Below are 11,224 nucleotides of genomic sequence, written 5' to 3'. Positions count from 1 at the left end.
TTCTTTTTCACCTTCATCTTCAACATAATTAAAAATCTTTCTTTTATCCCTCATTAGTTTTGCAACAGGAGGAAGAGTAACTTCGGATTCAATAAAAACCAGAGATGCAAGTAAGTCGATATTGATTTTCATCGGAAGCATTTGCTCTAAAAGCTCAGTGCTGGCAAAAAGACCCTCAGCGCTTTCGAAATAGTGTCCACAATCAAATGACTGTACTTTGCCCTTATACTCAAAATGACATTCATTGAAATTTATACGAATAGGATTATCCTCATGCACAACATAACCTTCTCCCATCAATTTTTCACTGGAGAGATTAATTGATAGTCCCGTACTTTCAAAAAAATCATTGAGAGGAAAAAAAAGTTTTCCATTTTTTTCAATGGCAAAGAGTGATTCTAATAAGATTATTCCCCCAACGGTTTTAACCTGTAAAATTCTCTCCATCTCTTCAGAAGAATAAGAAATACTCTGAGCAAATGTGCTCGTGAGATTAAGAAAAATGAATAGTAAAAGAGCTAGTCTTTTTTCCATTGATATTCGGTTTGGGCCAATGGCATTTTTGAATATTCATCAGGGTAAAATTTCAAAATATACTTCCCTGTCTTTTTACTAAAATCTTCTATGTTAAATCGAAATCTCCTTTCATCTAAGTAAGAGCTCACACCGTTAACTAACGAAACTAATTCTTCTTCATTATCTTTTTGATAAAAGATTTTAAAAGTTCCGTAAGGGAAGATACGCCCCTTTCTTTTCATCGTAACAAAAAAATAAGGTCCACTTGCTTTATCTTCAACAATAGAAAAACTCTCAAGAGTTATCTCACCTTTCGCACGTCCTTGATGAAAAATAACAGGAACATTGATGGCCACTTTTGCATCAATTTTCATCATGACATAATTGTCTCTACCGCCATCTTTAGTAATATCTTCTTCTATTGGTTCGAAACGAATATGGGCCCGATAATCACCCACATCGAGTTTAGAAGTATTTCTCACCATAAAGCGAACAACTTGTTCTTGATTAGGTTTTAAAACAACTCTTCTAGGAGAAAAGCGCAGAAAATCGATTATTGAAAAATCATCCTCTTTCAAATCAGTCACTCTTGTCATTCGCCCTTCAATGTCTTGGCGGTAATAGACGGCACTGATTTGATATGTCGTCACTTTGTCACTGCGATTTCGAAGCGTGACAGATGAGGACTTCTCACGCGAACTCAATTCAATTTTTGTGGGAAACACTTGAAGATTAGAAAAGGCTAAAGTAGGCCAAAAACAAAGGGCCATGAGCAGGTAAAATTTCATTAACAACCCCTATATATTCAGGTATTTAAACATAAACCTATTGTCTCAAATTTTCAGGAATATTATAGAGAGAAAGATTGGCCCAGAGCGGACCAATCCTCTATAGCGAAGGAAATTAGTAAACTACGTCTACTGTGAAAGTTGCAGCATAGTTACCAGCAACTTGTGTCCCAGAAAGGGCCGCACGAGTAGCACCTACTTTCAAAGTTTCTGATCCTGTACCATCTAACATACCGTTAGCACCAGCGGCTGGAGAAGAAGCAAAAGTATCAACAGCAATCTGCTCATCAGCAGTTGCACCACCACCCGTAATCATTGTGATAGTTCCATCAGCAGGAAGAGTAATCGTGTAGGCCGTCGATGGTTGACCACTAACAGTAAATTCAGCAGCAGTTGCATCAGCTGGCGCTACTGTTTTTGCAACGTCACCTTGAACAGAACTTCCAAAATCAAGGTCTGCTACTTGAGTGATGTTAATTGCGGCCGTTACAACAGCTAGGGCCTGAGCAGTAGTTGAAGCGGCCTTTGCCGTATCAATTGTCATAAGTCCAAGTGTTGCTACACCAAATAAAGATGCCCCTAAAATCATTTTTTTCATGTCTAATCTCCTTTACATAAGTCCGTCTAGGCAATGGTTAAGTTTAGTTAACTATCGGTTAAGAAAAATTAACTCCTTAGTGAATTCATGCTGATAAAAGATCAAAATGGCCACAATTCAAGAATATTCATACCTTAACGTGCAAGGCCCTAGACTTCAAAAAGGAAACAAATTCCATTTATTTTAAAAACAAAATATTTCATATTCTCACAAGCATAGCTTATCTAATTCTAAGCTTAAGGTAGACAATAAATTTTATATGATAAGATTGTCTTTGATGCATAGAATGAGCCTACGAAACTTTGATCTGAAGTTTAAGCGTCACACGCTAGTGGCCATGGCCATAATTGGCCTAATTCTAAGTGTTGTTTTTATTATTACTGATTTTTTGGCAAACAAAGAAAAAGACTACGCCCATCTTATTAACATTAGTGGTCGTCAAAGAATGCTCACTCAAAAGTCTTGCCTGCTCACTCTTAAATTACAAAAAACTACAGAAGAGAAGAGTCGCGACAATATAAAAAGATCTCTTAGTGAAACGATTGAACTCTATGAGGCTTCACACTACTACCTTCTAGATACCATCAAAGAAAAAGAAACTGTGAACCTCATGAAAAATGAGATTTCGCCTCACTTGTCTGAGCATATTTCAATCCTTAGAAAGTATCTTACCAGTAACCTAATCGAAAAGGATGAAATAAATGAATTGATTGATAATGCTCATAAGTATTTAGAAGAAAATTTAGATAAGGTAGTTTTTACTCTAGAGGAAGATCTTAACAAATTAAATAATTCAATCCATCTTGTTCAAAAAATAGGTTTTGTTCTTCTTATCATTGTAGTTCTCTTGGAAGTCTTTTTTATTTTTCTTCCCTTATCTAAAGAATTAAAAGTTCAAATCATCTATATCGAAAGAAAGCTTAAAACCTTAGAAAAATTAAATAGTGAGAAGTCCTCATTTATAAATAATATGGTTAATGAACTAAAAGCACCATTATCTGCCATCTCTCAGAGACTGCATCATGAAGATCTACTTGATCTAAAAAGTTCCATGGATAAAATCAATCAGACATTTAATCGAGTTTCTCAGCTCTTTGAAATTGATGAAGGCCATATTCAATTTAATCAAAATAATATTGATATCCACTATCTTATTAAAAATATCGTGACCCAACATAAGACAAGTAAAAATGAAATGATCTATTCAATATCTCCAAATGTTCCAAAGAATATTCTTCAAGATAAAAATAAAGTTGAATTCGTTCTTAATGAACTTCTAACAAACGCAAATAAATTCACTGAAAAAGGTCTTATCAATATGGCGATCTCAAGTGATGATACATCCATCATCATTTCTGTCTCAGACTCAGGAATGGGAATCCGAGAGAATGAGAAAGATAAAATTTTTGAAAGACTCTATCGCACAGACAAGGCCATCGCCTTAAATATTCCTGGTCAGGGTCTAGGACTTGCTCTTGCCAAAGAATATGCCCAATCAATTGGGGGAACTCTTTTCTATGCTTCCAAACCACAAGGCAGCCTATTCATTTTCAAATTCCCATTTTTGAAAACACCTGGAATAAAGAGAAAAATAAATAGAGTTCTTATCGTTGAAGATAATGAAATCAATCAAAAAGTTTTAGCTACACAAATTAAAAATCTAAATATTGATTTTGACTTGGCCATAGATGGACAAGAGGCCATCGATCTTTGCAAGACAACGGCCTATGATCTTATTTTGATGGATATTCAATTACCTGGGATTAACGGACTTGATGCTACAAAAATTTTAAGAAAAGATCTTAAGATCGACTGTCCTATAGTGGCCATCACCACAAATGTATCTGTGGAGATGAAAAACGAGTTTCTAGAACATGGAATGAACGATGTTCTAGAAAAACCTGTATCAAGTGTTCACTTGACTCTCTTAATTGATAAGTTCCGCTCTTGAAACAGGAGTTTTTACAAATAAGAAGAAAACACTAAAGCTTATTAATGAACAAACCATGATAATTGAAACCATAGGAATGATTGTTCCGTTAGCAAATGCACTTACACATAATGCTGAAATTGCACCAAAGGCCATCATCAGTGTCCCAAGTAAGGCCGAAGCACTTCCTGCAGATTTTGCATGATTAACAAGAGCACCGGCCGTTGCATTTGGAAAAATCATTCCAAGTGTAGACATACACATAAAAAGAGGAATCATCACCCCTACTAGTCCACCTATTTCAAACACACCACAAAGAAAAAGAGCAACAGCACAAATTGCATTAACAGCAATAACCACTCTTAATATCTCTTTAATTGTATAGTGATTTAATAAATAGCGATTTACTTGTGAGAAAAAAATAAGACCGAAAGCATTCATACCGAAAACAATTCCGTATTGAGATTCATTGAGACCAAAAATCTTCATAAAGACAAAGGCCGAACCTGTAATATAAGCGAAAAGACCAGCTTGAATCATTCCTCCCGCAAAAAGAAAACCAACAAATTCTTTATCTTTAACAATGTTTTTATAATTACCAAAGGCCTCTTTCAACGCCAGAGGATTTCGATTCTCTTCACTGACAGTCTCTGGCAAGAGTTTTACGACGAGAATAAATGCAATGATTCCTACAGTAGATAGCACGGCAAAAATCATTCTCCATGAAGACACTTTTAAAAGAAGGCCACCCAGGCTTGGCGCTAAAATTGGCGCAAGGCCCATAATGAGCATCAATAATGAAAATACTTTCGCGGCCTGTTCACCGTCAAAAAGATCGCGCACCACTGCACGACTCATAACTGTACCTGCACAGCCCCCAAGCCCTTGAATAAATCTCAGAACAATCAACCCTGTTATGGACTCAACCCACAGACATCCAAGGCTGGCGAGAATATAAATCACAAGACCAATAACTAAAGATCTTTTGCGACCATGCTTGTCAGATAGTGGGCCATAGAACACTTGACCAAGAGACATCCCAATGATGTAAGCTCCAAGAGAGAATTGAACAAGAGATATTTCAACTCCAAGATCACTTGCTAATTTTGGGAATGCAGGAAGATACATATCGATACTTAAAGGGCCAAAAGCTGTTAGTAGCCCTAGAAGAAGAATAACCAAATTTTGTCCAGACTTTAATGTCATTTATAACCTCACGTATATTTCTACACGTTGTTCCTATTATCACTTACGGTCAACCTAATTTCTGTATTTTTTTGATTTTTAAATGAAAATTAATTAACATTCAATTAAGTCTGTTAACCACTTTTCAGGAAAGAAAATGATCACATCAATCACAATTGCTCTCTTAATTTTTATTTCAATGGCCATTGCAATAAAGACTATACAAATGCGCTCAAAGCTTAGGATTCCCTACGGACATGATAATAATAGAACGCTCATGGCCTATACCAGTGCCCATAACAATTTCATTACCTATGCTCCACTCATGGTTATTGCTTTATACGTAATTGAAACTTTAATTGTAATTCCCATGGCCTTTACATTAACACTAGGATTGGCGATTGTTATTTCAAGACTTCTTCATGCTTACGCATTGATGGTAAAGGAGACGGCCAGCAAACCTAATTTTAGCTGGCGTGTAAAAGCGATGGGCCTAACTTTTATCATCTTAACTAGTGAGGCCCTTATTTGTTTGATCTTACCTTTTAAGATTTACTTTCAAAGCTAATATGTTCTTTAAGAGGTCCTGCAATAAAAGCAAAAACGTTTGAAACACCTTCACTGGTAATATCGACTGAGCTCAGGGCCTCTCCAACACTTATTCCTTTTTGCAATTCTACAAGAAGCGAGTGTTCAGCTTTAGAAATACTATGAATGAAGACTTGATCTTTTTCACGGCGAAGAACAATATACTGAGAGATATTGATATCAACATCATGCTCCCACTGTTCTTCAGAGATATTGCCTTTTCTTAAATCCCATAATGCCAAAATATTATAATCAAAAGAAAGCAACACAAGACCATTTGAAAAACGACATTGAGCATTTTCTAAATTCTGTGGAAAAACTTGCTCCGAAACTTCAACATCAGCATGAAAAAGCTTCCAAAAATTCTTTTCAAATTCTGCAACTTCAAAAAGGTAAGGAATATCAATTGAAAGCTCATGTGCTTTGAGAAACGCCGGGAATTCATCACCATACTGATTTAAGTCGCGAAGCTGTGATGGATTCTTATCAATATACTCTTCACATAGAGAAAAAAAGTCTTCATCTCCAAGAAGAAACCATACCGTTTCATAAAATTCACCAATGGCCTCTTTCATACGCGCACTATAATCACTGTAGTAAATATCAAGGACATCTTGGGCCGTAAGATCGCCAATTGGAATCATTTGTTCACTCATATCAGATCGAACAAATTCCCCTTTTAAAACTGAGGCCACAAAATCAGATTGCTTCATCTTATCTTCCTTCAAATTTATAACTTAATTGTGCCTGTTCAACGACTTTAGCAAGCTGTGGAATTTCTTCGTCCCACTCTACAAGAACTGGAACTTTTGTTTTTGCGATGGCCTTTGAAAAAAGCTCCCACACCGGAGGTTGAACTTCTCTTGAATGAGTATCAAATAAATGCGTTGTCATATCAGAATAACCGGCCAAATGCATTTGTTTGACATGAGAAAAATTGGTTTGTTCTAAATAGGTCTCAGCATTAAATTTTTGATTGAATGAATTGACATAAATATTATTCACGTCAAGTAAAAGTCCCGCTCCTGTATTATCGCAAAGACGTGTTAAAAACTGCGCTTCACTCATAGTAGATGACTTAAGAGAAAAGTAAGCGGACAAGTTTTCAAAAATCATTTGTCTCTCAAGAAAGTCCTGAACAATACGAACTCGCTCGCCAATTCGTTCTAAATTCTCTTCTGTATAGGCGAATGGTAGGAGATTATGAAGATTACTATGGGCCATACCTGTAAAGCACATATGATCCGAAGTAATCACTGGTTCAATTAAGCGATAAAGCTCTTTCAATTTTTTAAGATAATCAAAGTCTATCTCTTCTTCACTTGCAATAGACATTGAGACACCGTGAAGAGCAATGGGATAATGCTCTCTCACTTTCATCAACATTGAGAAAGGACGGCCACGAGTTGAAAGATAGTTTTCAGAAAGAGCTTCGAAAAAATTTACTCCAATCTTTTCCCCTTTCGAAAAACTTTCTTCCAATTCGGGAAAATGGGTGTGGCGAAGCCCCACCCCAATCGGATAAGATTGATTACATTCCAACCTTTCCACCCTTATCAGTACATTCTTTTTTAGAAAGTTTTACAAAGCCTTTCCCTTTACAGCTGTTTGATCCTTTACAAGAAACGCTGGCCTGACAACCTTCTTTCCCGCTACAAGCATCCACTTTACCGTGGCAAACACCTTGTCCTTTGCAACCATTTACACCGTAGCACATAACCTTTTCCGAACCTTTTTCAGCGGCCATCGTCATTGGGGCAGCCCCCATTAATCCTACAGTCGCTGCGGCCAATAATAGTTTTTTGTGATCGTTCATAGAATCCTCCAAGTTAATGTTAAACCTTTGTGGCGAACAAAATCCGTTTGTGACAAAAAAACTTCATTTAATTGTACTTTAAATAAGTCTAATAAAACTTATAAAAAGAGCGAGATAAGTTCATGAATATACGCAAAAAGATCCTAACCTATAATAATTTCACATAATAACGCGTAGCGTATTTAGAAAATCTCAGTATCACATTAGACAATTGAAAATTTACCTAAAAAAAGGAGAACGAATCTATGAGAATTTTAATTCTCTCGGTTTTACTGTCACTTTGTGCCCCAGTTTTTGCTGAGTGGAGTAATTTAAATACACCCTACAGCGAAGAAGCGGACAAGGCCGCCTTTTATCCAGGAAGTTTTGATCCCCCGACTCGTTCTCACCTTGCAACTGTTGTTTCTTTGATTACTGAATATGATTTTGCCAAAGTTTATGTCGTTCTCAATACGCGTGGACCTAAAAACTATATGGCCTCAATGGATGAAAGACTTGCCATGATGAAAGCAGGTCTTTCGGATCTTCTTACAGAAGAGCAAATGAAGAGCGTTGAATTTGTTCTTGAGCCAGTTGATGGAAAAGAGCCTCTGAAATTTAGAATTCAAAAAAAGATCGGTAAACTTCTTTATGGAGTTACTGGTGGTGATGGTTGGGAATTACTTCCGCAATCAGCAAAAGACGATACTGTTAGAAAGTGGATTATCATGCCAAGACCTGAATTAGGTGAAGTTGATTTTCCTCAAAGAGATAATATTCTCATCATGACACCAAAAGGTATGGAAGATGGAACTTCTTCTAGCTTTATTAGAAAAGAAATTGCTAAAGGCAACTACCCTCTAGGGCCACTGCCAGTTGCTGTTGCCGACGTTATTAAGAAAAACGAATGGTATAAAGACTCTCCTGAACAAAGGGCCTTTAACGAAGTTCTTTATGAAAAAGATTGGCAAGATTATAGAGTGCAATTTGATCTTCCCAATATGGAAATGCCAGAGTTTAAAGAAGGGCAAACAAGAACAGCTTGGAGAGAAAATTTTGTAAGAAAAACTGTGGAGTACTTAAGTTTAGAAAAATCTCAAGCAAGAATTTATTGGTTAAAGGCCAAGAGCTATATCAAAGGTCATTCCATCACGACTTGTTTCAAAAAAGTATCTTTTAATTTTTTCTAAAATAAAAAAGGCCAGTTCAATACTGGCCTTTTTATTATCTAATATCTAATTCCTGAAGAACCTTTATCACCATACATCATACGCGCAATAGCTGCACAGGCCTCAGTAGCATCTCTAGAACTATTTCCATAAATATTACCAATAACATCTTGACCAAAATCGAAATCAAGATCGTCATCAACATGACATTCATATTTGTCGTATCCAGTCGTATCATCAATTGCGGCAAGATCTTTTAACCCAGCAGATCCATTTGGATAAGTTGAGTGTCCTCTAAATTCACATTCTGAAACAATTTGCATAATTGTTCCTTTAACAACTCCAGCAGAGCGTTGACCGAAGTCAAAGTCAGGATCATCATCAATCCAACATTCAGCTTGATGAATAACTTGGCCGTAAGTCGGAGGTCTAGGTGTAGGGTTCGGAGTTCTTCCTGAAATAATTTGAGTTATTTCTTCCAACTTTTGAGCAATCAAATCAACTTCTCTTTGAGACAAATCATCTGCTCTTCTTTCTAGAAGTGTTACAACGTTGTTAGCTCTTCTAACTACTCTATCAACATTAGCAGCAAATACACTTGTTCCAATCGATAACCCGAGCGCGATTGTGATTAAAGTCTTCATTCCCTTCTCCTTTTCGAATGTTCTCTCTAAATCTAGAAATAGCAATTAAACTTTGTGATTACAATCAATGTGGGAATTAGTTAGATTTTCTTCAAATTTGGAATCAAGATGACACCACGACAAAGTTTGACAACTCAAACAAATTTATCATATGTATTACTTATTAAAATAAGGAGTTCACATGAAAGGTTTAATATTTTTAGCTTCTCTTATGATTGGAAGCACTACTCTAGCTGAAACATTCAAATTGCCTGCTGGAACAACGTTTCGCGCAAAAAGTGTTGGTTACGATTGTGGCGAGTTCACTAGCGAATATCTCGGAGCACCAAAAGAATATCTAGAAAGAAAAATTGAATTCGTTCAACTTTCTGCAGATAAACACCTTAATACATTTCTTGTTGAAGCAAATTACGAAGGCACAAACGGAGAAAAATGTATCTACGGTGGTTTCTATGATAGAGACAGAACAACAGTTAGAATTAATCTCTCATCGTCTGAAGTTGTTACTGATGGTGACATGGAAAACTGCTTAGACGGTCAAATGTGGCTTGATAATAAGCTTTCTTCAGTTAAATACGAGGCTTCAAAAAGAGGTTATCGTTTCGTTGCACTTCATATTGTTGAAGATGCACAAAATGAGCTTTGCGAGTCTAATACAGTAAGAACAGTATTTGATAGAAGATAAATATAATAAGAAAAGGGCATCATCGATGCCCTTTTTTATGAACAGTCAAAATCTATACAAGTATCAGTAACCCTTCAAACACAACCCCCTACATAGCTGAAATTTCGATCCATTCATGGCATAGTATTTGCTCTTTTTTTTAAATAAAGACCTTACTTTAGCATCAGGTGATTAATTTAATGAAGAAAATCAAAGCCCTTTCGTTTCTCTTATTCATCACGTTTGTGAACTCTTCACATGCTGGAATCGCATTTAAAAAGAAGTTATGGAAAAATGGCCAGACGCTAAATATTGCTTTCAGAAATGGTTCAGATTTTGAGAAAAATACTGTCATACATGCGGCCCAGACATGGCAGAAGTATGTAAACTTAAAGTTTAAAATCTATAAGATAACACTAGGAAAAGATATTCCAAAGACCCTTAAAAAAAATACCATCATTATTAAATTCAATAATGAATCAACCGTTGGAAATTCTCTTGCAGGAACGGATATAAATGGCTTTTTTGGTCTAGGAAAGCAAGATACAGAAATTGGTTCAGCAGGACCAATTGAAAACTTTTTAAGTCTTGCCCTCCATGAATTAGGACATGCCATAGGACTGGCCCATGAGCATAGTCATCCAGATTCAGTTAACTTTATCAAAGAAAGTGAACGCGTAAGCTTCAATAATCCAGAAGGTTTTGACTCTGATTACAATAATCAGGTCTTCACTAAAAGATCAGATTTTAAGCTTTCAAAATATGATCCCACGTCAGTAATGCACTACAGACAATTTGCAGATGCTCGTGAATTTAAATCTCCAGAAGAATGGGCAAAAGCAAGAATGCTTTCTTTTAAGGACAAATCTTTTGCTTCTTCACTTTATCCAAAGGAAATACCTCTCACGCTCAGTGATATTGAGGAACTTAGCATCCAAGAAGAAAAAGAAAGAAAGCAGTGGCTCACGCAAGCAATCTATAGTCACAATACACATAACGGTTGTCATATTGCGGACTCTGGAATTGAAAATCTACTAGACTCAAGTACAAGCAAAGAAATTTATTTTGAAAGTAACGGCAAAAAATATCTCTTAGCAAGAGGCCCTGGCGATATTTCTTTATTTCAAGGGTACTTGAAAACATTTACGTTTTGCAGAGAAGGTTTTTCAATAAATGTAGCAAGCAATCAATGTTCACTTATTAAAATCGACCGAGAGAAATCAAGCGCCTTAATAAAGACGCCTTATAACGAATCTAGTATTGAATATGTGGAAGGAATGGGCCTAGAGGAAATGTTGATTTATTCTCAAAAATTAATCTGTTTCGATTACGACTATTAAAAACTGC

Annotated in this window: 13 protein-coding genes; 5 read left to right on the top strand and 8 right to left on the bottom strand. The window is 36.1% G+C overall.

All coding sequences use genetic code 11. The annotated features are described in order from the left end of the window. From M899_RS05330 to M899_RS17535, 3 genes are all read right to left on the bottom strand, one after another. A partial coding sequence (locus M899_RS05330; protein ID WP_021270360.1) for a hypothetical protein occupies window positions 1-534 on the bottom strand: 534 nt, incomplete at its 3' end. Beyond that, the gene (locus tag M899_RS17540; protein ID WP_021270390.1) at window positions 519-1,304 is read right to left on the bottom strand and encodes a molecular chaperone; all 786 of its coding nucleotides are present in this window, start codon (window positions 1,302-1,304) and stop codon (window positions 519-521) included. The genes M899_RS17540 and M899_RS05330, both read right to left, overlap by 16 nt. 115 nt (window positions 1,305-1,419) lie before the next feature. Continuing rightward, a complete protein-coding gene (locus M899_RS17535) occupies window positions 1,420-1,902 on the bottom strand; it encodes a DUF4402 domain-containing protein (protein WP_021270368.1) in 483 nt (160 codons plus the stop codon). A gap of 277 nt (window positions 1,903-2,179) precedes the next feature. On the opposite strand from M899_RS17535, the gene M899_RS05315 reads away from it, so the two are divergent. After that, window positions 2,180-3,853 (top strand): response regulator, encoded by a 1,674-nt coding sequence (locus M899_RS05315; protein WP_021270381.1) that lies wholly within the window; start codon window positions 2,180-2,182, stop codon window positions 3,851-3,853. Here the strand turns inward: M899_RS05315 and M899_RS05310 are convergent. Further along, the gene (locus M899_RS05310) at window positions 3,830-5,038 is read right to left on the bottom strand and encodes a Bcr/CflA family multidrug efflux MFS transporter (protein ID WP_021270392.1); all 1,209 of its coding nucleotides are present in this window, start codon (window positions 5,036-5,038) and stop codon (window positions 3,830-3,832) included. The genes M899_RS05315 and M899_RS05310 overlap by 24 nt on opposite strands. 136 nt (window positions 5,039-5,174) lie before the next feature. Here M899_RS05310 and M899_RS05305 point away from each other — a divergent pair, with 136 nt between their 5' ends. After that, on the top strand, window positions 5,175-5,585 hold the full coding sequence (locus M899_RS05305; protein WP_021270385.1) for an MAPEG family protein: 411 nt from the start codon (window positions 5,175-5,177) through the stop codon (window positions 5,583-5,585). Here the strand turns inward: M899_RS05305 and M899_RS05300 are convergent. The 3 genes from M899_RS05300 to M899_RS05290 are packed head-to-tail and all read right to left on the bottom strand — an operon-like array spanning window position 5,563 to window position 7,421. Then, the gene (locus M899_RS05300) at window positions 5,563-6,318 is read right to left on the bottom strand and encodes an HvfC/BufC N-terminal domain-containing protein (protein ID WP_021270376.1); all 756 of its coding nucleotides are present in this window, start codon (window positions 6,316-6,318) and stop codon (window positions 5,563-5,565) included. The two genes, M899_RS05305 and M899_RS05300, sit on opposite strands and share 23 nt — an antisense overlap. 1 nt (window position 6,319) lies before the next feature. Then, window positions 6,320-7,117 (bottom strand): DUF692 domain-containing protein, encoded by a 798-nt coding sequence (locus M899_RS05295; RefSeq protein WP_255345071.1) that lies wholly within the window; start codon window positions 7,115-7,117, stop codon window positions 6,320-6,322. A gap of 19 nt (window positions 7,118-7,136) precedes the next feature. Further along, window positions 7,137-7,421: a hypothetical protein gene (locus M899_RS05290; RefSeq protein WP_021270382.1), complete on the bottom strand. Its 285-nt coding sequence runs from the start codon at window positions 7,419-7,421 to the stop codon at window positions 7,137-7,139. A gap of 245 nt (window positions 7,422-7,666) precedes the next feature. Between M899_RS05290 and M899_RS05285 the strand changes: the two genes are divergently transcribed. After that, window positions 7,667-8,590, top strand: a complete 924-nt coding sequence (locus M899_RS05285) for a cytidylyltransferase (RefSeq protein WP_021270380.1) — start codon at window positions 7,667-7,669, stop codon at window positions 8,588-8,590. 38 nt (window positions 8,591-8,628) lie between these two features. Here the strand turns inward: M899_RS05285 and M899_RS05280 are convergent, their stop codons facing one another. Next, complete coding sequence (locus tag M899_RS05280; RefSeq protein ID WP_021270391.1) at window positions 8,629-9,213, bottom strand: hypothetical protein; 585 nt, start codon at window positions 9,211-9,213, stop codon at window positions 8,629-8,631. 181 nt (window positions 9,214-9,394) lie between these two features. Here M899_RS05280 and M899_RS05275 point away from each other — a divergent pair, with 181 nt between their 5' ends. Together M899_RS05275 and M899_RS05270 are read left to right on the top strand one after the other, a co-directional pair. Further along, complete coding sequence (locus tag M899_RS05275; RefSeq protein ID WP_021270364.1) at window positions 9,395-9,898, top strand: hypothetical protein; 504 nt, start codon at window positions 9,395-9,397, stop codon at window positions 9,896-9,898. Between the two features lie 179 nt (window positions 9,899-10,077). Next, window positions 10,078-11,217, top strand: a complete 1,140-nt coding sequence (locus M899_RS05270; RefSeq protein WP_021270373.1) for a M12 family metallopeptidase — start codon at window positions 10,078-10,080, stop codon at window positions 11,215-11,217. Window positions 11,218-11,224: the final 7 nt, after the last annotated feature.

This window comes from Bacteriovorax sp. BSW11_IV, assembly GCF_000447755.1.
Taxonomy (GTDB): domain Bacteria; phylum Bdellovibrionota; class Bacteriovoracia; order Bacteriovoracales; family Bacteriovoracaceae; genus BSW11-IV.
This window is presented reverse-complemented; position numbering and strand designations above follow the sequence as displayed.